Consider the following 21,286-nt stretch of genomic DNA (forward strand, 5'->3'; position numbering starts at 1 on the left):
CGCCGAAAGACAAAAAGCTCGACGATAGCGACGCGGCGCGGGAGCAGGCCTTCGGTCCCTACGGGAGGATGCCTGCGTCTCGTCATCGGACTGTGGCGCCCCCCGGCGTTCTCATGCGTTGATCGGCTTCACCGGAGGCGATCTTGATCGAAAGGCCAGATCTGACATCGACGACTGAAGCCTTGCAGGCGCGCGCCGGCGCAGCCTGGGCGCGCGTGAGACGCAAGGCGAACGCGCTGAAAGAGCACGTCGTGACCCGAGATCCCGTGTGGCTCGCTGTTCGTCATCCCGGACGCCCAGAGTTCGTGGCGCTGGGAATCCTCCTGACCGTGACGGCCGCGTTTCTGGTTTTTCTGATCTTGTTCGACTGGAACTGGCTGAGAGGACCGATCGGACGATCGGCGTCGGCATCGACCGGCCGGGAGATCGCGCTGAACGGCGATCTGGACGTGAAGCTGTTCAGTTGGACGCCGTCGGCGACGGTGCGCGGCCTGAGCATCGGCGGTCCTGCCTGGGCGCGGGAGAAGAAGACGGCCGAGGTGTCGCGGCTGGACGTCTCGGTGCGGCTGCGACGACTGTTCATTGGCCAGGTCGAAGTGCCGTCCCTGACGATCACGCGCCCGGTGGTCCATCTGATCGTCGACGAGCAGGGGCGACGCAGCTGGGACCTGAATCCGGACCGGCCGGACGACGGCCGGGGCGCGAAACTGCCGGTCATCCAGCGGCTGGTCATCAACGAGGGCCGCCTGACTCTTGACGAGCAGCGACGCGGGATGAAGCTCGACGCCACGGTCACGGCGCGCGAGGCTCGCTCCCCTGAGGACGGCGAAAGCGGCTTTCTGCTCGACGGCAAGGGGACCATGAACGGAGAGCCCCTGACGCTGCGCGTGACGGGCGGTCCCTTCATCAACATCCGTCGCGACAGGCCCTACGACTTCACGGCCGACCTGGCGGGCGCCGGGACCAGGCTGAAGGCCGACGGGTCCGTCACCCGACCTTTCGACCTGGGCCGTTTCAACGCCGTGCTGGAGCTGGAGGGGAGGGACCTGGCGGACATCTATCTGCTGACCGGAATCACCGCGCCGAACACCCCGCCCTACAGGCTGCGCGGGAGCCTGAGCCGGAACGGCTCCCTGTTCCGCTTCGCCGATTTCAGTGGACGGGTCGGGTCGTCGGACCTGTCGGGCGTGGTGGAGGTAAAAAAGGCCAACGACCGTCGTCGCGTGGATGCTCAGCTGGCCTCGCGCTCGCTGGACATCGACGATCTGGCGGCGGTGCTGGGGGCCCGCCCGCAGGTCACGAGCGGCGGCACGGTCGCGACCTCGGGCAAGCCCGGCAAGCTTTTGCCTGATGCGCCGCTGAGAACGGAGCGACTGCGCACGATGGACGGGACGCTGTCCTATCGCGCCGGTTCTGTGAAAGCCAATGCGCTGGACATCCGCCAGGTCCGGCTGGGCGCCGACCTGAAGGATGGAATTCTGAAGCTTGACCCGGTTTCATTCGCCTTCAGTCGGGGAGAACTCAACGGGACAGCTCGGATCGACGCCACCAGGGACACGCCCTACAGCGCCGTGGATTTTCGACTGGGCGGCTATCCTCTGGAATCGATCATTCCGGCGCGCGGCGGCGCGCCGACGGTCACCGGCCGCGCCCTTGGCCGGGCGAAGCTGGAAGGGCCCGGCGCCTCGATCCATGAACTGGCGGCCAATTCGAAGGGGACGATCAGCCTGGTTGTGCCTCATGGCCAGATGCGTTCGGCTTTCGCCGAGTTGCTGGGCATCAATGTCGGGGCGGGTCTGGCCAAGCTGTTGTCGGGAGACCAATCGAGCTCGGCGATCCGGTGCGCCGTCGCGAATTTCAGCGTCGCGGGCGGAACCGCCACGGCGAGCACTTTCGTGATCGACACCGACGTGGTCCTGGCGCAAGGGACGGGGACCATCGATCTGGGCGCCGAGACGCTGAATCTGAGGATCGACGGCAAGACCAAGAAGCCGCGACTGCTTCGGATCTGGGCCCCGATCACTGTCAACGGGCCGCTCGTGTCCCCCCGGCTCGGCGTGGACATTGCCGCTGTGGCGGCTCAGGGGGGAATCGTCGGGGCGCTGGCGACCCTGATCAGCCCGATCGCGGGACTGCTGGGCTTCGTCGACCCGGGCCTGGCGGAAGACGCCGACTGCGGAGCTCTGATCGCCGGCGCGCGCTGAGATCAAAGAGCTGCGGCGCTTCCTTCACTCGGTGCATCGGACCGCAGGGCTCTGCCCGGGTGCTGATGCCCTGTCACAGGCGATCACGGGTCTGAAGGACGTAGAGGGCGCGCAGACCCACCGCTCGTGGTGGGTGGCGCGTGCGTCCCTCGCAGGCGTGGTCGAGGACGGACGCAAGCTGCGGCTGCGGCTGACCGATGGTCTGGAGGCTCCGGTCTCCCGCGCGCGAGTCGGGGTCTTGCGTGAAGAGGGCTGGTTAACTGCGACGTCGGCGAATGATCCCGGCTGGTTAGAAAGTCGGCTGAGGGTCGCGTGCAGTCCTGGGCTCGACGATCTGCAGTCGATACCGGCCTGCCAGGAAGCGGATGACGGAAGCGTCAGCCTGGATTTAGGCCGATGTCGCGTTCCGGTGCTGGCGCCATGACCGCTCATGGCGCACACTGCCGACTTCTTGCTGCGACCGCCCCTGCCTCAAAACGCCGCCGCACGCGATGCGCGGCTTGGTGAGGCGGCGTCTGACTCACTCGGCACATGAAAGAGCCAGAAGGTCGCAGACGTGGGTGACGGGCGTCGAAGCTTGTTCTCGACGGCGCTACGCCGACCTGAGCGAACATGTAGTCTGATCGCTGGCGGCGTTACTACAACTTCGATTATGAGGGGGGCCGGGGGACGAGGAACGCCCCAGCTGGACCCGGCGGTCGGGTCGCTAACAGATTTAAGCGCTTTCCGATTTTCCTGGCGCGGCCTTCTCTCCTGAAGCGGCGCCCCGTATGGTCAGGCTGGCGGTCGTGGTGTCGCCGTGAGGAGGGGTGGGCGGATCAGAATGGCGAAGTATGATCCCCTTGCTCGATACCTGCGCCGCCAGAAGGCGGCGGCGGTCGAACTGAGTTTTCGTGACATCGAACGGATCGTGGGCGGCCTTCTGCCGAAGGCTTCGGCCGACCTCAAGTGGTGGCGGGTCGTGGATGCCCCTTCGGCGCTTCCGCAGCAGCGCGCCTTCGCCCAGGCGGGGTTCACGCCTGAACCGGATTTACGGGCTGAGCGTGTTCGCTTTGTGCGTATGGGCCTCCATGTGCAGGCCTATGTCTGAGCTGCGCTGAACATGAACGCCCTGTGCATGAGGCGCACATGGGGCGTATCCGGTTCCAGGCGTCGCAAAAGCAGGAAAAGCGCCCGACCCCGAAAAGCGAGGGGCTAGTACGTGTCGGGCGGGAGCAGCGCCGACACCGAAACGTTCAGCACCCGAGAGGCCGTCAGTAGAGTTTCGGCAAAGATCTTGGCCTTGCCGGCTTCCATAGCGCGAAGCCCTTGGAGATCCACTCCCAGCAGGCTTGCGAGCCGTTCCTCGGTCAGGGCCGCAGCTTCGCGTATGTCCGAAATTCTACGGCCGACATAGGCGTCGATCTCGTCCAGGGGTTCGACGTCGATCACGCCTTGTTCCTCCCGAAGGCACGGAGCCCCAGGCGATAGCACTCAGGACGCCGAAGAAGAGCAGATAGGAGGTGGACAGATAGGCCCTGCTCAGGATGTCCAGATTGAGGGCGTAACCCACGTGGGTGACGACCGTGATCAGCTGGAACGCTGCGGCCCAGGGAATCCAGGAGCGGCCGAAAAGCCAGGCGAGCGCCGCGAATGCAATGAACAGCAGAACATCCACGATCATGATGCCCCACTGGGGGGCGTTGAAGTTTGATGTGTTCTGAACGAGCGGCGAAGCAAGGCTGGCGACGATCAGTGCGATGACGGCCAGACGCTCGGGTCGACCGCCGCGCCACAAGGCGAAACCGGCGATGATGACTAAGAGAACGGTCAAGCCGATCTGGACTGGGGTTTCGAGGCGCTGCATGGCCCAGCATGGCCAAGCCGTGGCGGACGATCAAGTCCGACATCATGCAATTCGGCGAAGGCGGCCGGCGGTGCGCACTTCGTCCGTTTCGGGCTTGCCGGTCATAGGTCCCGCCAGTTCGACGTTGTGGCCGACGAGCCATGGAGCAGCCTCTGCCAAGGCATGGTGGGCGGTCACCAGCCGGCCGCGCGCTTCACCGAAGGCGCGAACCGCTTCTGTCGCCGCAGAGAGAGCATCGGCGCCCAAGACGGCGGATAGGCGGTTATTGAGGCGGGCGCTGGTCAGAGTATTGATCAAATTGCTGGCGTCACGGAGCGAAATGTCGGCGGAATCTTCAGCCTGAAAGAGGGCGTCGGCGATGGTTTGGGCGAGTTGGCGTCGTTGCATGAGGGGTCCTTGCCGCCGGGCAGACCCGGCAAACGGAAAATTAGAGAAACACGGATGGGGTAGGGTTCGGGTCAGCGACCTGACAGAAGGCGGTCGACGGCCTGGACGGCGAGTTGCAACTGCACGCCGCCGCCCAGCAGGGCGGCCAGCAGGACGGATGCGGCCGCAGCGATGACGAGGATCGACATCATCCGCTTGAGGGGAGAGGGCGTCTCTCCCGATCGGGCCTCTCCGGCGGTCGATCGTTCCCGCAAGGGAGAACGAGCGCGATGCAGAAAATCTCGCGCATCAAGTCGAGCGGTGAAAGGTTCTGGGCCGCCAGCCGTGTCATCGACAGCAGTCTTAGAGCCTGGTCCCTCTGCTCGTTCGTCGCCGCCAGCTCGTCGAATATCGCCTCCATCTCCTCCCAGGTCAGAGAGGGGAGACGTGCGAGCGTTTGCGGCATTCGCACCTCCTTTCGTGACGCCATCTGGGGCGCCGATGATCGGGAGGGCCATGGGGAACGGCGCCTCTACGACGTCATTCCGTAGAGGGTTCTGAGCGAGCAAAAGACGAGCAGCATGGCGTCTGTTCGGGACGCCCAGTTTGCGACAGGCGTTCTCGATATGCTTGTCGATGGTCTTCGGCGCCCTGCCGGTGAGTTCGGCGATTTCCTTGGACTGGAAGCCCTGGCCGACTAGCGACAGGCATTCCCGTTGGGTGGGAGTGAGGCCTTCGCCCCTGCCCAAAGATGGCTGCGTGGACATGGATCACTCTGTCTTACGGGCGTCCAGGGTCTGGGCCATCGCGAGCAAACCTTGCCGGTGAGCGGCGTTTCGAATGCCGCTGTAGGCATGAAGCAGGTCCAGTGCGCCGGGGGTTTCAAGCAGGGTCTTCGGATCGTCGCTCTTCGGTCCGCTCACTTCACCGAGCAATACGGCGCCGCTCGTGCCCAGTTGTTCGGCGATATGCATCAACCGGGAGACGGAGATGCGATTCTGGCCGCGCTCGTATTTCTGGATTTGCTGGAAGCTGATGTCGATCAGACGCGAGAGATCGTGCTGGGACAGCCCGGCGGCTTCGCGATAGGCGCGGACGCGAACGCCGACTTCGACATCAATGGGATTGGGGGCCGCTGCCATAGGGATTCGTTTACAGGCGGCCATCTCGATTGGCGAGGTTTGCGAGATCTTTGTTGCAGGACGGCCTCGGGGCGAGGTTTCTGGCCTGACGATGCCGTGGGTTCGAGGCAAGCCCTGCCTAGGAGCGCTTGGTCCGGAGCGCAACGCCGGAAGAAGTCGGATCAAACATCGCGGCTACGCCCGCGGGCGATCAGGTAAACGCCGCAACCGATCTGGGGCGGTTGCGGCCGGAAGCAGGAGGGCCCCATGGCGGGCTCGACGATCATGTCTGCACTACGTAGCGCCAGTTCTCTTCATGTTTTTCAAAACCGCGTCCGGACGCAGAACACGGTTGCGCGGCGGTGAAAGATTCATCAACCTACAATAGATGAATCTTTCTCCTTTAAAGGGTGTTTGCTAGTGTCTGACCTGTTTCGCCATGAAGCGGTTCGTCACGCGACTCGTCGTCTTTCAGGCGAAGCGGCGCTGGCGTCGTCGGTAGCGTCACGCCTGATTTCGGTCACTCTGGTCACGATCCTGCTTTTGGCTGCTGCTTCCGCGAGCATGGTCGCCTTCGCCCGAAAGGAAACCATAGCAGGGTGGGTCGCGCCGGTTGGCGGGATATGATCAGGCTAGAGGCGCGGCAAGGCGGCGTCATTGAGGCGCTTCGCGTGCCGGAAGCCGAGGTGGGTCACGCCGGACGAGCCATCGCTACGCTGAAGCTGTCTCATGCCCTTGGCGGGGGCAGCGACAAGGCGCTCGGCCAGAGCCGGGATGCGCAAGCCGCGGCAGTCGCCATTCGGGGGACAGTCCCTCAAGCGACACCGGATGCCGAGCGAAGACAGTTTGTGGCGCGACGGGAGGCGATGACGCGCGAACTGGCTCAGACCCGGCGCGGGGGCACCCTGCAGGACGACCGTCTGAAGCTGGCCCGGGCCGAAATCCAGAGAGCCGAGACAATTGCCTGGCAGGGTTTCTTGCCGCGACGCGAGTTCGAGCTGAGGCAGGCCCTGGCGGTAGAGCAGGAAGAGGCGGCAGGGGCCGGAGCAGCCCTGTCCTATGAACGCGAGATCGGACAGGTGAGGGCGCGCCTGGCCGTCATTTCCATCGATTTGGATGCGGCGGGGGGCGACGCCGCCTTGGCCCGGGGGAACCTTGAACAACAGCGAGCCCAGGTCGAAACGCAACCCGCTGTCGGTACGGAACGTCTCAAGCCGTCCGCGCCTGCCCGTCATCCAAGCCGCCGATTGCGGCTTGGCTTGCCTGACGATGATCGCGTCAAAAGTTGAGAAGAATGAGCTTGAACGGGGGCTGCCTACCAGAATGAGGAGGCCTAAATTGAACGGATTGACGAACTGGTCCCTGTCCTTCGCATGCCTCGGGTCGGCCTGTCGGCTGGCGTCGATGTTGCGATCCGCGCCCGAGGCGCTGAGGGCGCATCTCGGCGTGCTGAGCGCAGTTCTTCTCGTTATGGCCCTTCTCGTCGGAACGCTCGCGGTCTGGGTCGCCCTTGTCGATCGAACCCCCAAAATGCGGTCCACAAAACGCCGCGGCTTTTAACGCGAAGCAGGGTGAAAGGGTGGTGAAGTTCTTTGGTCGATGAATTTCTTCGATCGAGGTCGCGCCGATCTTAGCCGGGGCATCCTGGGGGCGCTGAACGTGAGTTGGGCGAGACGACGGCATATGTCTGCCCCACGGCGCGCTTGCTGTTGCTCTAGTAGAGATGCAGCCTCCGGATTCAGGCGCCGCGGGCATCCTCTCTTCGCGGATCACAGCTTGACGGAACGCTGCGACCCGTCGGGGCGTTGTTAAGCTGCATTCTCCGGGCTGAGGAGATTTGCTGACGGCCCGGTTCGCATCAGCCCCCCTGCGGCGCGCCGGGCCGTTCCTGCTGGCCGCAGAAAAACGATCGTTGCTCTATTTGCGTGGCAGTTGGCTCGCCCTGAGGAGCGATCACTGGCCTGTCAGCATGCAATCCAACATTGGCTTTGTGTCGATTGGCCAGGGTCGGTTTGTGGAAGATGCGATGGAGCGGTCTGACTCGACGTCCGCCAGAAGGGCGGGCGATGTCCGTTCGATCGTCGACGTCTGTTCCCGATCTTCTTGTCCGGGGAGGTTCTCCCGGCGATTTCAGTCGATCACGCCCGCCAGCGAGGCGGCTTCGGTTGCGTAAAGGTCATCCATGGTGAAGCGCCGCGCGACGATGTCCTGCCCGAATCTGCCGCCGATGCAGTCCCCCGAGAGATGGGTCGCTCCGGCGGCCCACGCGGCCAAAGCCAGGCTGCGCGTGTTGACGCCATAGAGGCTGGCGCCCATGCCGATCTGGGCGGCGCCGGTGATCATGCGATCCAGTCGCGCAAGCGTCTCTCGCTCGGGTTGGGAGGAAAGGGCGGTGTAGATGACGCCCACGGCGCCGCAACGATTCCACTGGACCACGTCCCCGTTCCCCGGATCGACGCGGATATGGACGCCTCGGCAGAACGGCCGAAGCTGCCCGACAATCTCGGCCAGGCGGGCCTGAGGGATCGCCGGCGGGGTGTCGGTCAGTTCAATGAACAGGCGCTCGCGCCAGATCGCCGACACCTTCTTGAGCTCGGAGAGAATCTCGGTGCGCGTGCCGGTAAAGGACAGGCCGTTGATCGAAAGCGGCATGTGGATGGCGACGCGCGGGCCTTCGTGTCCGGCTTCGACGATTTCACGTACGAACTGCAAGCGTTTACAGGCGATGACGGTGTGAGTCCGCGGCGTGAGGTCGCGACGATCGATAGCCTCAAACTCGCCATTTGAGCCGGTCTGAACCGCGATGGTCCGCGCGACGAACGAGACGACCGCGCCCTGGGTCACATTCCAGATGGGTTCCAGGTAGAAGACGGCCTGGATGTCAGCGCCGCCAGGCCGGCGAATGCTGACGACCTTGCCTGCAGCGCGCGCGACCCCGAACCGCTCCCAGGGCGGCGAGCCGTCGATGCTGTGGGACATGTCTCGCCCGCGCTGGGCTGCGGCGGCTTCCAGATCCGCCTCGCTCAGACGCGTGGCCTCGATGCCGTCGTCGCTGAGCCGATCGACAATCGAGACGTTGATGTTCTCGCTCTTCACGGCGCCGAGGAAATAGCTGAGCGTTTCCCGCATCAGCTGGGACGCCCGGCTCAGAGCGCCCATGGGCTCCCGGCTGGGCTGGATCAGCATGAAGTCGGTTTCGTTCACCCTGACGATGAAGTCGTCTTCCCGACCGCCGCGCCGAAAGGAGCGGATCACGAAATCTTCGACCAGCGGATCATGCCGCGTCCATCTTTCCCCGACGGCGTCACGCACGGCGTTCACGCTGATGATGTGCACCTGGCCGCGAGCGGCCGCATCCGCGGCGCCGGCGTGACGGAGCATATCGGTCACCGAGGTGGAGACCGTCGCGGAATGCGTCATGGCCTCATGCCCGCATCGACCGCTGCGCCGTGGGCGCGCGCCTCAGGTGAAGAGTGACGGTCATTCCTTTGCCTGGCGGAGACGAAAGGGTCAGGGTCCCGCCGAAGCGAGCCATCAGGCTGCGGGCCATGGTCAGGCCCAGGCCCGAAGCCTCGTCCGTCGGACGGGTGGTGAAGAAGGGGGAGGCGGCGCGAACCAATGTATCGGAGGACATTCCCGGCCCGTCGTCCTCGACCTGGATCAGGACGGCCTCCTTTTCCGGGGAGGGGGGTTGAGAAATCATGACCTGCGCCGCCCCGGCCCGTCGTGCGTTCGCTTCGAGTTCGTAAAGAACAGCGCGGAACAGATCAGCATCGACCATCACGCGCCCGCCGGTCACATCGACAATGCGTATTGATTCGTCGGCTGATCGCGCGTCCCGCCACTGGGCGATCAAGTCGCCCAAATCCACCGCCTCGACGGTCGCGATCGATGTGTCGGCATAGGTCGCCAGCCGACGTACCACGTCGGCCGCCCCTTCGGCTTCCGTGATCAGCGCCTCCGCTCCAGCTTCGACCTCGGGCGCTGCGCCGGGGGCCTGCAGATTCTCGGCACGGCAGATGATGCGGGCAAGGAGGTTGATGAGGTCATGGGCCACGCTTCCGGAAACCTGGGCGACGGCTGCGGCGTGTTTGGCCCGGGCGCGTTCCTGTTCGGCGGCGCGCTGCGCCGTGACGTCGAGAAAAGTCCAGAGAACGCCCGGTCGGTTCCTGGGGAGCGGCCTTGCGGAAGAGGTGAAGCGACGGTCCCCGATCCGCAGGTCGCCTCTGGGGCGATCGCCCTTGACGACTTCTTCGAGACGGAACGGAATTCCGGCCGCATCGACCCCCCCAAGGATAGCCTTCGCCGCCGCCCCCTCGGGGATGCCGAAGAGGTCGCGTGCAGCGGCGTTGGCGACCATCTCCTTTTCGTTCTCGAACAGGAAGAGCAGCGGCGTCGGCAGTTCGTCGATAATCTCGCCCAGCGCCTCGGCGCCGGTGCGGCGCCAGAAGTCGTGCAGGCGGGGAAGGGCGCTGTGGGATGCAGGCCTCATCATGCCGTTTCCACCCACACGGCGTCGGGAGCGGAAGTCGCGCGGGCGAACGCAGCGACGAGCGCCATGGAACCGGCGAGGTCCGGTCGATGCTGGTCGGAGCAGGTCGCCGCGTCATGTCCGGGAGGCCGCAGGAGCGCAAAAGACGCGCGCGCGCGGCGCCCGGCTCTGGTCGCGTCCAGGGCGGACCTGAATCTCCCGCTGTCCCCGCCGTCGAGCGACCGCGCCCTCACGACCTGCATGCCTCGCTGTCGAGAAGCCTGATCGCCCGGTTCAGGATTTCCTGCGATCGGAACGGCTTCGCCATCACATCCGTGGCGCCCAGCCGTCTCGCCAGGTCAAGGAAAGCGCCGGCCTGGATCCGGCCGCCGCCCGAGATCGCCAGCACCGGAAGTTCGGGGGCCAGGACCCTGATCTCGCAGATGGTCTCGATGCCTTCCTTGTCCGGCATGATGATGTCCGTGATGACAAGATCAGGACGCTGCTTTCGAAACTGGCGCATGCCGGCTGCGCCTTCGCTCGCCACCGTGACGGCTGCGCCTGCGGCAGCGAAACGCTCAGCCAGCGTCTTAAGCAGGACGAGGTTATCTTCTATGATTAATACGCATTTACCATGAAGTGGTCGTTCTAGTTCAGACATTGTCTGTAATTTCCTCCGTGCTCTCAATATATCTTGAAGCAGAAAAAGGAAACGCCAGAGCATACGTGCCCCAATTATTATGGACCAAGCAGGATTTCGCGGACTCTTGTTATCAGTTCCTGTCGGCGATAGGGCTTGCAGAGCCATTGGCCGGCGGGGATCCTGGAGGCAGCGTCGAGGGGCCCGATGAATCCGGAAGTGAAAAGCACCCGAAGATCCGGCGCGATAGCCCTGGCCTGGCGAGCCAACTCTTGTCCGTCCATGCCGCCAGGCATGACGACATCGGTGAACATGAGGTCGAACCCGGGTTCCTCCTGAAGGCAGGCGAGCGCCTCTGGGCCGTCCGCCGCCAGGACGATGCAATAGCCGACGGCGCGCAGTTGACGTACGACGTGATCGCGGACCAGGGGATCATCCTCAACGACGAGGATGCGTTCCCCTGTCCGTGGCGGCGACGTCGGTTCGGGTCGAGTTTCCGCCGGTGAAGTCGCCGCTTCCTCAGTGCAGGGCAAGAGCATGCGAACGGTGGTGCCGGCGCCGGGATGCGACGCGATGTGGACCGATCCCTCCGACTGCGCTGCAAATCCATAGACCGTGCTCAGTCCCAGCCCGGTGCCTTTGCCCACCGCCTTTGTGGTGAAGAAGGGGTCGAAGGCCTGACGTTGAACGTCCGGCGTCATGCCTTCTCCGGTGTCCGAGACGGATATTTCGAGCCAGGCTTTCGCAGCAACGTCGAAGGCGGGGCCGCGTCGACCTTCGGAGGCGCGCGCATCGGCTACACGCGCCCGAACCGTCACCTGGCCGCCTTTGGGCATGGCGTCGCGGGCGTTGACGACAAGATTGAGCAGGGCGGATTCAAGTTGAGACACGTCCGCGAGCACCGGCGGTAGGTCAGGCGCCGACTCTATTGCGAGAAGGATGTCGGCGTTGATCGTGCGCCGCAGCAGAGGTTCGAGCCCGACAAGAAGTTCTCGGACGTCGACGGGGCGCGGCGTCAGCGGCTGGCGCCGCGAGAAGGCCAGGAGCCGACCGATGAGATCGGCGCCCTTGGCGGCGGCGGTTACGTTCAACTGGGCCAGTTCGCGACTTTCGCTATCTATAGCGCTTTCCATCAGGGTCTCGGAATTGCCCATGATGACGGTCAGCAGATTGTTGAAGTCGTGGGCGATCCCGCCGGTCAGGCGACCGAGCGCCTCGATCTTCTGGGACTCCAGCAGCCGGGTTTCCATCTCGAGGCGTTCGCTGACGTCGGTCATGCTGCCGAGCATGCGTTGTGCGCAACCGTCCGGGCCCCGGACGATGGCGGCGCGGTCAATGACGTGGGCGATCGCCCCGTCGCCCTTGATGATGCGGTAGGCGCTGCTCCAGCCATCGGCGCCGTCGCTCACCGCCGCCTCCACCGTTTCCCGTACGCGCGATCTGTCCTCGGGGTGTACATTGCGCAGCCAGAAGTCAGGACGGTCTGCGGCGGCCTCGACCGGATGCCCGAACTGATGCGCCATGGGCTCGTTCCACCACATCCGGCCGGCGGCCAAGTCCAGATCCCAGAAGACGTCGTTGGTCACGCTGGCGATCAGGCGGAAACGTTCCTCGCTGGCTTCAAGATCCGCCTGGATCCGCTTGCGCTCGGTGATGTTCTGGAAATGGACGGCGAGTCCTCCCGCGGAGGGATAGGCGCGAATGTCGAACCAACCGAGATCGGGATAGAATTCCTCAAACGCCACGCTGTGACGACCGGCGACGGCGCCACGATATTTGGCTTCGAAGGGGCCGCCGAGCGCTTGCGGGAATTCCTCCCACATGTTGCGTCCCTGCAGGGAGCGCGGAGACCGTCCCAACATTCGTCCTGCAGCCTTGTTCACAAAAACGAAGCGCCAGTGCTCATCCAGCACTACGAACCCCTCGCGGCTGGCGTTGAGGGTCTCGGTAAGCTGACGTTCGACGGCTTCGGACTTGAGGCGGGTGCGTACGAGCTCATCGATGTCCTGGAAGCCGCCGCGCAGACCGGTGACCTGGAGGTTCGCGTCCCGCTCGGCCTCTCCGGTCGCGCGGACCCAACGACGTCGCTGGTCTGCCGTGACGATCTGCAGCACCTCGTCGAACGGCTCGCCGTCGCTCAAGCAGCGCTCCAGCATGGCTTCAACCGTCTCCCGGTGTTCGGGGAGATAATAGGCCAGGCAACGCTCTGGCGTGACCTGAGTGCCAGGGGTTTCGCCGTGGATGGCGGCGGTTTCGTCGCTCCATGTCAGGACGCGGGAGGGAAGTTCCAGTCGCCAGCCGCCGAAGCGGGCCACGCGTCCGGCCATGGCGAGGAGGTCGAGCGCGGCCTTCTGGGCTCGTCGGGCTTCCTCCTCGGCGATCTCTAAGCGGGCCAATTCGGTGATGTCGCGCACCGCGACGATTTTCGACGGTCGGCCCATGTAGATCATGCCGAACGACCGCACTTCGACGGTCATGATCTCGCCGTTGCGGGCGCGATGCCTCCAGGGACCGGAAATCTCGGGGCCTGCAGGAGAGCCTGCGACCGCCGCAAGCAACCGCGCCTGATCTTCCTGGGGGCGGATGTCCTCGATCGTCATGGCGAGGAACTCGGCTTCGCTGAAGCCGTATCGCCTTGTCGCCGCTTCGTTGACGACCTTGAAAGCGAGCGTCTCCCGATCATAGATCCACATCGGATCGGGACTGCAGCGAAACAGGAAATCTTGATTGTCCGGCATGAGGTCCGCTCGCGATGTTCGGACTGACTCTTCCCTGCAAGCCTCAATGATGTGTTGCTGGAACGGGGTTTCGGAATGATTCAGAGTAAAATGGGCTTGAGGGCGTGTTGGAAACCCCCTTCAAGAGGAGCCCCCAACGTTGAGTGGAGGGGGCAGAGGCCTGCCTTGGAGCGATGCGGAACCAAAGGCTCCCGCCAGACATGAATCCACCTGATCAGGAGGCGCTCATGTCGACAGTGACGAAGAAGCTGATCCGGGCTCAGGCCGGAGTGAAGCTGGAACGGATCGAACACCTGGCGGCCAGACAGCGAAGGGAGGTCTGCTTCAAGCTATCGAGCCACCGAGCCACGCCGGAGCGGATTATCGCTGACGAGGCCGAGGCGCAGAAAGCTTTCTCTCGTGAAGTGGGCGCCTCGCTGGAAGACGCCTTCGTGAAAGGCCTGATTAAGCAGGGCGGGCTCGACCACTGACTGCTGGTCTGGTTGCAAACCCAACGCTTGCGATTCTCATCGCCGATGCGCTGGCTATTAGGATTTGTTTGAATCCTAGTGCCGGCGTGCGCCAACACCGGACATGCCCGTCGGAGTAGAAAGGCGGCATTCGCGATCAAGGGAATGTCCGCTTGCCGGCGAGGTGCCATAGTCGCAATCCGACCCGTTTAAGACGTTGGCAAAGTCGGCTTGCGGCGCTGCCTGGCATCAGCAACCATGCTGCTTTCCCCTCTAGATTTCGAATAGCATGCAAATCGCCATCCTGACCCTCGACGGCTTCAACGAGCTCGATTCCTTTATTGCGGCCGGCATCCTGAACCGGATGAAGGGTCAGGGCTGGAAGGCATACATCACCTGCTCCACGCCCGAGGTTACCTCTATGGCTGGGGTGACTATCCAGCGCCAAAAGCCGCTGGAGTTTCTCACCGAGGCTGACGCGGTCCTGATCGGTAGCGGGATCAAGACCCGCGAGTACGCCGCTGATCCCTACTTCCTGGCGCGCATCACGCTTGATCCTTCGCGCCAGTTGATCGGTGCTCAATGCTCCGGCACGCTGCTACTGGCCAAGCTGGGCCTGATCGGCGAGCTGCCCGCCTGCACCGACCTGACTACAAAGCCCTGGGTCGTTGAGGCCGGCGTCAATGTCGTGGACCGACCCTTTGTCGCCCACGGCAATGTCGCAACGGCCGGCGGCTGCCTGGCCTCTCAATATCTTGCCGCCTGGATGATCGCCCGCCTAGCGACGCCGCAGGATGCCCAAGAAGCCGTCCACTATGTAGCGCCCGTGGGCGAGAAGGTCGAATACGTCGAGCGCGCCATGGCGGCGGTGACCCCGTTTCTCAACGTCTCGATGGCTGCTGCGTAAGGCGGCGTCATCCGCCTTCCGCCCTGAGCTGACGTTTGCGACGTCCGCTTCCAGCGCGGCCGGATTCTTCGGCAGGGTGTAAGCCAACAAGCAAAAGCCCGCCTGCCACATTGGGACTCAGACGGGCTCAATGAGCAGATTGCAAGCGTCGAGCCATCGGGCTCCGCTATCAGGCCCGCTCGGGTTCGCCGGGGCAGGCTTTCGTCGTTTCGGATGTCTTGTGTGGATGGCTCCCGCGTTGCAAGTGTCGATAGAACTTCTGACAATTTGGTCGGGTGCGGTCTTGTGTCCGGCCTGTTGATGCGGTCGTTTAAAGACCGCGGTTGGCGCGGCCGGCTCTGCTCTCTCAGCCTAGCCATCTTGGCCGCTCTCGGCGTCAGCATCTATCGAGCGCTGTTTCTGTGAGCCGGGCTGGATTCGCTATTGGGCGCAGCTTTGATGGTCGCCGGCAGCGAACGATCGGTGAAGATCTGCTCGCAACCGCAAAGCTGGACCGATCCTGTCTCTCCCAGCGTGGAGATTTCCATTCGGGGCAGAAAGGGAGAGGAGCGCCGTTGTGTTGGTCTTGAGTGGCGGCCTTTCAGCATGTTGGTCCAGAAAGCGGTTCCCTGCCGCCAGATGCTGGAAACGCGGCCGCTTGGAGCCATCATCGGATCCAGGCCCAGGGAGAATGACGCCGGAGCCCTTGCGACACGCCACGCGGAAACGATCATCATGACCAAGCACCGCATCTACACAACCAGCTTCGCTAGCGTCTATCCGCACTACGTCGCCAAGGCGGAGAAGAAGGGGCGCACGAAGGCCGAGGTCGATCAGATCATATGTTGGCTGACCGGCTTCAGCGAGGGCGAAATGAACGCTCACCTGGAGAAGAGAACGGACTTCGAGACGTTCTTCGCAGAGGCCCCCGAACCAAACCCTGCAAGGGCCAAGATCATGGGCGTGATCTGCGGGGTTCGCGTCGAGAACATCGATGAGCCGCTCATGCGAGAGATCCGCTATCTCGACAAGCTGATCGACGAACTCGCCAAGGGGAAAGCGATCGAGAAGATCCTGCGGGAATAGGGCGCCCGTCGCCGTTGAAGACGTCGATCCGCTCAGCCGCAAGCATAGTTTCGGCGCTGATGCGCGGCGTGCGGTTAGCGGAAAACCCCCATTTGTTAACGAGCCTGACAGCCCGCCTGCGGCCGACGCTGGCGGCCAGGCGACAGGCGACAGGAGCTGGGAGCGCTAGGGTTGCGGCGTCGTGGTGGTCACGACAGCAGCGTCGCTCGGGGGCGGCGGGACGGCCGTCGGGCGCTCAGGGATCACCGGCTCCGTAGCGCGCGCTTCGGCGGCGCGGGCCTCGGCGGTGGCGCGGATCGCCTCAGCGCGCGCCGTCGCTGTCTGGGCCTGGGCGAGGGCGACGCTGTCGCGAACACCGCTCATCTGGTTCTGCAGCATCGCCGCCTCGGCGGTCCGCCGAGCGTTCTCGGCGGCCGCTTCAGCTTGGGCGACCCGCAGATCCGCATCCGCAGCCTGTTCGGGGGGGCGCGTGAGGAACCACAAGAGCGCTACTACGGCCAGGACAGCCAAAACGCCGACGGCCCACCAGGCAGCGCTGCTGCTCTCTCTCTTAATGATCACCGTCTCTTCGACGCGGCGTTCCGCGCCTGTCAGGGGCGGAATGGCGTTCGGATCGTTTGGTTTGAAGTCGTCCACGGAGTCATCTCCTCGGTTTCGGGGTCAAACAGCGCCTCTTGGGCAATGGTTCCGCTTCGGGTGTGACGGCGGCGCTGATGACGGCGCGCCGGTGTCCTCGGCTCGGGGGTCGGCCTGTTCGATACGGCCTTCGGCGAGGGTAGGGACCTCGGGGCGGGTGTCGATAAAGGCCGTCGGCCGGACCTGGAAAGGCGGTTCCAGGCGTCGCCTCCCGACCCCGTCGACGAGGCTGACGGGGCCGGGAGATTACGCCGCGAGCATGAGTTCAGTCAGTGGTCGTGACCCAGGTTTCCGCTGGCGTTGGCGCCGATGTAGACCGAGGCGCCTTTGCGATCCGCCGAAGACGAGCGGCTCGCATCTACGGCCGAGGTCGGGGGAGAAGAAGCGGGTTGAGCGGGGGTTTGACCACGCCCTGCGGCCGAACCCGAGGCTGAACCCGACGCCGTACCGTTTTTCGCCGAGGCCGCGCTGTTCAACATGCCGGACGAATCGACCTGCAGGGAGCCGGTTGCGGCGTCGGCCGCGCTGCTGACGGCGCCTCGGGCGCTGGCGGCGGTCGCGGTCGCCGTGTCGCGCGTGTTGGAAGCGACCTCGCTTGCCCGTTGACGATTGCGCTCAGCCACAGCGGCGGCGCGCGTCTGGGTTTGCCGGGCGCGGCGCTCCGCGCGCGACAGAACGTCGGCGGTCCGTTCGCGCAGCATCGAGCCGTTGACCGTGCCGCCCAGACCGCCGGTCAGGGAGCCGGAACCGCCGACGGAACCCGTCAGGCCGCCGACCTGGCCGCCCAGGTTGCCGCCAAGGCCGCCCGTCAGTCCGCCCGAACCGCCCAGCACCTGGCCCTGGGACGCTCCAGCGATCGCCAGGGCGAAGCCGACGGTCGCCATCATCAGGGTCTTCTTCATGGTCGTGTCTCCTGCATGTCGTGGGCGAATTGCGCCCTCGCAGGGTCCAACGACCCGGTCTGCGGCTTTCATCCCTGGGACGAGATTATTTTCAGCGCCTCAGCCGGCCGCGCGCGCCCATCTCCTGCGGCGGCGTCCGCGACGCCGTGCCGACCAGCCCTGCTCCGTATACCGGATCCGGCCCCCGCGCCCCGAGGTCCCGCGCCGAACGGGACAGGGCCTCGATAGCGTCCGGGCCGCCCCCTCCGCGCGCCAGCAGGCCCGCGACGATAGGGGAGGCGAAGGAGGCGCCCCGAACCCCGGTCCAGGTTCCGCCTTGCGCAGCCGCCGCCATGTCCGCGCCCGGCGCGGCGAAATCGACCTGCGGACCGCGCCCGCCTTCCGGCAGGGCCCTGTCGCGCGCGCTCACCCCCGTCACGCCCACCACCCCTTCATAGGCGGCCGGATAGAGGGGCGGCGCGGCCGGACCGTCGTTGCCGACGGCCGCCACCACGGTGACGCCCCGCGCCTGGGCGCGCGCCACGGCCCGCTCGACCAGGAGGTTGCGCGGACCGACAAGGCTGATGTTCACCACGGTCGTCCGTTGCTCCACCATCCAGGCGAGCGCCTGGGCGAGGCCCGTCGACGATCCGCCCGCCGCCTGACCGCCGTAGATGTCGGCCACCAGCAAGGCCGCGTCAGGGAAACCGCCCGAGAAGGCTCCGCTGCGCCCGACCATCAGCGAGGCGACCGCCAAACCATGCGCGCCCATGCGCGGCGGCCCGGCGAAGCCGCGCTGGGTGATGCGCGATCCCGCCAGCGCCGGGTGGGCGGCGTCCACGCCCGTGTCGATCAGGCCGAGCCGCGCGTCGGGTTTCTCAAGGCCGGGCCGGGCCGGGCCGCCGTCCGCAATAGCCTCTTCCGCGCCCGCCGGCGCATGAACATGGTTGAAGGTGATCTCCGCCTCAGGATCCAGGTCGCGCAGCCGCTCCATGGCTTGCGACAACGACAGGCGGCGTGGGGGAGCCAGCACCGTCGTCGTCAGGTCCAGTGTTTCAAGCCGCTCTTCGCGCACCACGGTGAAGCCGGCGTCCAGGGCGCGGTCGCGCGCCGGCCTCGACAGATCGATGGCCACGATCTCGCCCGCCACGACCGGCCAGCCGAGGGGGTCCGCCTCCAGAACCCCGCCGGAGCTTCGGATCAGCCCGTGGAGCCGCGACGGCGCCTGCAGCGCACGGTTCACGACGCGGGCGCCCAGGCGGTCAATGTCGCCGACCGCCGGCAGGCGGTCGGCGACGCCCAAGCTGGGCAGCCCGAGCGGCGGCAGAGGCCCGATTTGCGCCCAGGCAGGCCCTGCGACGAGCAGCGCCGCCGCTCCGACCCATTCCGCCATCCGCCTCCCCATCCGCTGTCGTCGCGCCACGCCTCGTCCTTTCATATGCGCCCTTGCCTCAGGCGCGGTTTCACCCGTGATATGCCATGGATGAAACGCCTGGGTCCGGTCGTTTCATCCATTATGGACGAGGAAGGCGCTTGGACGATTTTCAAACCGGGCTGGTGGAGCTCCTTCCGCGCCTTCGCCGTTTTGCGGGGGTGCTTCGGACCCGCGACGCGGACGCGCAGGACCTCGTCCAGCAGACCGTCGAGCGTGCGCTGGCGGCGCGATCGAAATTCCGAGCCGGGACGCGGCTCGACAGCTGGGCCTTCACCATCATGAGACGGATCGCCATCGACGAGGGACGCTCGATCCTGCGATGGAGCCGCGTCGTGTCGCCGGAAAACGCGACCTCCGCCGGCGTGGCCGACGCAGCCCAGGCTGACGAAGACCTGCGCGCGGACGCCCTGGCGGTGCGCGACGCGATCCACGCCCTGCCGGAGCACCAGCGCCACGCAGTGGCGCTGGTGCTGGTCGAGGGGCTGTCCTATGCCGAGGCTGCCCAGGTGCTGGGCGTGCCGGCCGGCACCCTGACCAGCCGCCTGGTGCGGGGCCGTCAGTCCCTGATGCAGACCCTCGCCGCCCAAGGAGTGACGGGATGAGCCGGATCGACGACGATACCCTGATGCGGCGCATCGACGGCGAACTGTCGCCCCGGGAGGCGGAGCAGGTCGACGCGGCGGCCCTGGCCTATCCCGAAGTCGCGGCGCGGCTGGAAGACATGCGCCGGCTCCGCGCGACGGCTAGGGAGGCCTTTCCGGTCGCCGCCGATCCACGTGATCAGGCCCTCGCCCGCCTGATCGCGGCGGGAGCGGCGCAGTCCCGCTCTCCGCTCGCCGGCCTGGGTCGGGCCTTGGCCGACGCCTCCACGCCCCGACGGGCGGCGTTGTGGGGCGGCCTGGCGACAGCGGCGTTTGCCGGAGGCGTGCTGCTTGGTCCCTACTTAGGGCAGGCGGATCGCGGCTTTGCGGTCGGCGCCGGCGGCGCGCTGAAGAATGCGGGCCTTGTCCGCGTCCTGGATACCCGCCTGGCCGCCGATGGCGCGGACGCAGACGGCCGATCGGTCGGCCTGACCTTCCGTGACGACGAGGGACGATGGTGCCGGACCTTCCGGGCGGACGAGGCGAGGCTGGCGGGCCTGGCGTGCCGGGGGCATGACGGCTGGGCGATGCAGGCGCTGGCGGCGACCGATGGCGCTGCGAGCGAGGTCCGTACGGCCGCCGCCGACACGCCCGACGCGGTTCTGGCGGCCGTTGACGCCGTCATCTCGGGCGAGACCCTGGACGCTCCCGCCGAAGCCCGCGCGCGCGACGCCGGTTGGCGCTGAACGCCGCGGATCGGACGTGCAAACTTTCTCGGCGAATGACCGCTTGCCGCGCTAATGCGAACTTCCTCTGTTGATGCTGTGGACGGCTCTCCAACCCACCGGCGGCGTTAAGCCTCCGGCAGAGCTGGAGGAGAGCCATGAATCAGGTAGTCACGGTTGGTTTGGACATCGCGAAGTCCGTGTTCCAGGTACACGGCGTCGATGCTGAAGGCGTCGCGACGATGCGTTTCGTGCCTGTGAAGTCGCGGGACCAGCAGAGCGTCATGGTGCTGCATCGGACCCGGCTGATCCTGACGCGCCAGCGCACACAGATCTCGAACGCCATTCGCGGCCACATGGCAGAGTTCGGGCTCGCGGCGGCCGTCGGTCGCCAAGGCCTCGAGAGACTGATCGAAGTGATCGCCGATGCCGCCGACGAGCGCGTGCCTCCCGAGGCGCGGGTCTGCCTCAGAATGCTGGTTGTTCAGCTCGGCTTGGTGAATGAACAAATTCTGGAAACCGACCGGCTGATCCGCACCAATGCCCGCTCCACAGAAATCGGCCGCCGGTTGATGGAGATACCTGGCGTCGGGCCGCTGCTCGCCAGCGCTCTCGTCGCCACGGTGGCCGATCCCAAGGCCTTCAAGTCCGGACGCAACCTGGCGGCCTGGATCGGTCTGGTGCCCAGACAGAATTCCAGCGGCGGCAAGGAACGGCTCGGCGGGATCACCAAGCAGGGCGACCGCTATCTGAGACAGATGCTGGTCGTCGGCGCGCTCGCAGTCGTTCGATACGCCCAGCGCAACGGCACGCGCCGGCCGTGGCTCGTGCAGTTACTGGCTCGACGAACGCCGAAGGTCGCGGCGGTGGCGCTAGCCAACAAGAACGCCCGCATGATTTGGGCGATCATGAACAGCGGTGAACGCTACCGGGAGCCGCTCGCGGCATAAAGGACAGGTCCGGCGTCATGCTGCGGCCGACGAACTTGGGAAGGGCGGACGAGATGTAATGCGACAGCCGGTCGAAACCGGAAGGCGGGAGAACCTATATGCGCCAGAGCGCCTCGAGCGCGTGCTGTTGGTCAGGACCCATCTTCGCGGAAGGCATTATGGCCAGCGGTCATGCGTACCGCACCAACAGGTCGAACACATGGCCGCACCGACCAGGCTCAGCAGAACGTCAAATCAATCCTTGCCAACGGAGAGCCGTCCACACATGGCG

General features: G+C 65.5%; 23 protein-coding genes and 1 pseudogene. 11 read left to right on the forward strand and 13 right to left on the reverse strand.

What is annotated here, in order from left to right:
• Positions 1-251: 251 nt before the first annotated feature.
• The 3 genes from AC1DJ5_RS13500 to AC1DJ5_RS13510 all read left to right on the forward strand — a co-directional run bounded on the left by AC1DJ5_RS13500 (position 252) and on the right by AC1DJ5_RS13510 (position 3,294).
• Positions 252-2,204: an AsmA family protein gene (locus AC1DJ5_RS13500; protein ID WP_441454878.1), complete on the forward strand. Its 1,953-nt coding sequence runs from the start codon at positions 252-254 to the stop codon at positions 2,202-2,204.
• 31 nt (positions 2,205-2,235) lie between these two features.
• Positions 2,236-2,628, forward strand: coding sequence for a LytTR family DNA-binding domain-containing protein (locus tag AC1DJ5_RS13505; protein WP_477020941.1), 393 nt, complete (start codon positions 2,236-2,238; stop codon positions 2,626-2,628).
• 399 nt (positions 2,629-3,027) lie between these two features.
• A complete protein-coding gene (locus AC1DJ5_RS13510; RefSeq protein WP_441454876.1) occupies positions 3,028-3,294 on the forward strand; it encodes a DUF7662 domain-containing protein in 267 nt (88 codons plus the stop codon).
• A gap of 104 nt (positions 3,295-3,398) precedes the next feature.
• Here the strand turns inward: AC1DJ5_RS13510 and AC1DJ5_RS13515 are convergent, their stop codons facing one another.
• From AC1DJ5_RS13515 to AC1DJ5_RS13540, 6 genes and pseudogenes are all read right to left on the reverse strand, one after another.
• On the reverse strand, positions 3,399-3,635 hold the full coding sequence (locus AC1DJ5_RS13515; RefSeq protein ID WP_441454875.1) for a helix-turn-helix transcriptional regulator: 237 nt from the start codon (positions 3,633-3,635) through the stop codon (positions 3,399-3,401).
• Positions 3,586-4,050 (reverse strand): hypothetical protein, encoded by a 465-nt coding sequence (locus AC1DJ5_RS13520; RefSeq protein ID WP_477020942.1) that lies wholly within the window; start codon positions 4,048-4,050, stop codon positions 3,586-3,588. Before AC1DJ5_RS13520 ends, AC1DJ5_RS13515 begins: the two co-directional genes overlap by 50 nt.
• A 42-nt stretch (positions 4,051-4,092) precedes the next feature.
• Positions 4,093-4,437 carry a hypothetical protein gene (locus AC1DJ5_RS13525; RefSeq protein WP_441454873.1) on the reverse strand — a complete coding sequence of 115 codons (345 nt, stop codon included), beginning with the start codon at positions 4,435-4,437 and terminating at the stop codon, positions 4,093-4,095.
• A 187-nt stretch (positions 4,438-4,624) separates the two neighbouring features.
• Positions 4,625-4,882, reverse strand: a complete 258-nt coding sequence (locus AC1DJ5_RS13530; RefSeq protein WP_441455014.1) for a hypothetical protein — start codon at positions 4,880-4,882, stop codon at positions 4,625-4,627.
• 115 nt (positions 4,883-4,997) lie between these two features.
• Positions 4,998-5,183, reverse strand: a pseudogene (locus AC1DJ5_RS13535) (helix-turn-helix transcriptional regulator); the annotation flags it as partial.
• Positions 5,184-5,186: 3 nt separating this feature from the next.
• Positions 5,187-5,558 carry a helix-turn-helix domain-containing protein gene (locus tag AC1DJ5_RS13540; protein ID WP_441454872.1) on the reverse strand — a complete coding sequence of 124 codons (372 nt, stop codon included), beginning with the start codon at positions 5,556-5,558 and terminating at the stop codon, positions 5,187-5,189.
• Between the two features lie 399 nt (positions 5,559-5,957).
• Between AC1DJ5_RS13540 and AC1DJ5_RS13545 the strand changes: the two genes are divergently transcribed.
• Together AC1DJ5_RS13545 and AC1DJ5_RS13550 are read left to right on the forward strand one after the other, a co-directional pair.
• Positions 5,958-6,164, forward strand: coding sequence for a hypothetical protein (locus AC1DJ5_RS13545; RefSeq protein ID WP_441454871.1), 207 nt, complete (start codon positions 5,958-5,960; stop codon positions 6,162-6,164).
• Entirely contained in the window at positions 6,161-6,826 is a 666-nt protein-coding gene (locus AC1DJ5_RS13550; RefSeq protein ID WP_441454870.1) for a hypothetical protein, read from the forward strand. Before AC1DJ5_RS13545 ends, AC1DJ5_RS13550 begins: the two co-directional genes overlap by 4 nt.
• Before the next feature lie 841 nt (positions 6,827-7,667).
• On the opposite strand, the gene AC1DJ5_RS13555 is transcribed toward AC1DJ5_RS13550, so the two are convergent.
• The 4 genes from AC1DJ5_RS13555 to AC1DJ5_RS13570 all read right to left on the reverse strand — a co-directional run bounded on the left by AC1DJ5_RS13555 (position 7,668) and on the right by AC1DJ5_RS13570 (position 13,386).
• Positions 7,668-8,957, reverse strand: coding sequence for a hypothetical protein (locus AC1DJ5_RS13555; RefSeq protein ID WP_441454869.1), 1,290 nt, complete (start codon positions 8,955-8,957; stop codon positions 7,668-7,670).
• A gap of 4 nt (positions 8,958-8,961) precedes the next feature.
• Positions 8,962-10,047: an ATP-binding protein gene (locus tag AC1DJ5_RS13560; RefSeq protein WP_477020943.1), complete on the reverse strand. Its 1,086-nt coding sequence runs from the start codon at positions 10,045-10,047 to the stop codon at positions 8,962-8,964.
• A 211-nt stretch (positions 10,048-10,258) separates the two neighbouring features.
• Complete coding sequence (locus AC1DJ5_RS13565) at positions 10,259-10,669, reverse strand: response regulator (RefSeq protein WP_441454867.1); 411 nt, start codon at positions 10,667-10,669, stop codon at positions 10,259-10,261.
• A 77-nt stretch (positions 10,670-10,746) separates the two neighbouring features.
• A complete protein-coding gene (locus tag AC1DJ5_RS13570) occupies positions 10,747-13,386 on the reverse strand; it encodes a PAS domain-containing protein (protein WP_477020944.1) in 2,640 nt (879 codons plus the stop codon).
• A 227-nt stretch (positions 13,387-13,613) separates the two neighbouring features.
• On the opposite strand from AC1DJ5_RS13570, the gene AC1DJ5_RS13575 reads away from it, so the two are divergent.
• The 3 genes from AC1DJ5_RS13575 to AC1DJ5_RS13585 all read left to right on the forward strand — a co-directional run bounded on the left by AC1DJ5_RS13575 (position 13,614) and on the right by AC1DJ5_RS13585 (position 15,807).
• Positions 13,614-13,856, forward strand: coding sequence for a hypothetical protein (locus AC1DJ5_RS13575; protein ID WP_441454866.1), 243 nt, complete (start codon positions 13,614-13,616; stop codon positions 13,854-13,856).
• A gap of 268 nt (positions 13,857-14,124) precedes the next feature.
• A complete protein-coding gene (locus tag AC1DJ5_RS13580; RefSeq protein WP_441454865.1) occupies positions 14,125-14,742 on the forward strand; it encodes a DJ-1/PfpI family protein in 618 nt (205 codons plus the stop codon).
• A 423-nt stretch (positions 14,743-15,165) separates the two neighbouring features.
• Complete coding sequence (locus AC1DJ5_RS13585; protein ID WP_477020945.1) at positions 15,166-15,807, forward strand: DUF2200 domain-containing protein; 642 nt, start codon at positions 15,166-15,168, stop codon at positions 15,805-15,807.
• 165 nt (positions 15,808-15,972) lie between these two features.
• Here the strand turns inward: AC1DJ5_RS13585 and AC1DJ5_RS13590 are convergent, their stop codons facing one another.
• From AC1DJ5_RS13590 to AC1DJ5_RS13600, 3 genes are all read right to left on the reverse strand, one after another.
• On the reverse strand, positions 15,973-16,443 hold the full coding sequence (locus AC1DJ5_RS13590; protein ID WP_441454863.1) for a hypothetical protein: 471 nt from the start codon (positions 16,441-16,443) through the stop codon (positions 15,973-15,975).
• A gap of 269 nt (positions 16,444-16,712) precedes the next feature.
• Positions 16,713-17,345 carry a hypothetical protein gene (locus AC1DJ5_RS13595; RefSeq protein ID WP_441454862.1) on the reverse strand — a complete coding sequence of 211 codons (633 nt, stop codon included), beginning with the start codon at positions 17,343-17,345 and terminating at the stop codon, positions 16,713-16,715.
• Positions 17,346-17,436: 91 nt separating this feature from the next.
• Entirely contained in the window at positions 17,437-18,717 is a 1,281-nt protein-coding gene (locus AC1DJ5_RS13600; RefSeq protein WP_441454861.1) for a S8 family serine peptidase, read from the reverse strand.
• Between the two features lie 140 nt (positions 18,718-18,857).
• Between AC1DJ5_RS13600 and AC1DJ5_RS13605 the strand changes: the two genes are divergently transcribed.
• The 3 genes from AC1DJ5_RS13605 (at position 18,858) to AC1DJ5_RS13615 (ending at position 21,015) form a co-directional block, all read left to right on the forward strand.
• Positions 18,858-19,361: an RNA polymerase sigma factor gene (locus tag AC1DJ5_RS13605; protein ID WP_441454860.1), complete on the forward strand. Its 504-nt coding sequence runs from the start codon at positions 18,858-18,860 to the stop codon at positions 19,359-19,361.
• A complete protein-coding gene (locus tag AC1DJ5_RS13610; protein WP_441454859.1) occupies positions 19,358-20,086 on the forward strand; it encodes an anti-sigma factor in 729 nt (242 codons plus the stop codon). The genes AC1DJ5_RS13605 and AC1DJ5_RS13610 overlap by 4 nt, the downstream gene beginning before the upstream one ends.
• A gap of 137 nt (positions 20,087-20,223) precedes the next feature.
• On the forward strand, positions 20,224-21,015 hold the full coding sequence (locus AC1DJ5_RS13615) for an IS110 family RNA-guided transposase (RefSeq protein ID WP_477020946.1): 792 nt from the start codon (positions 20,224-20,226) through the stop codon (positions 21,013-21,015).
• The last annotated feature ends 271 nt before the right edge of the window (positions 21,016-21,286 follow it).

It is taken from the genome of Brevundimonas sp. 01N35 (genome assembly GCF_056399785.1).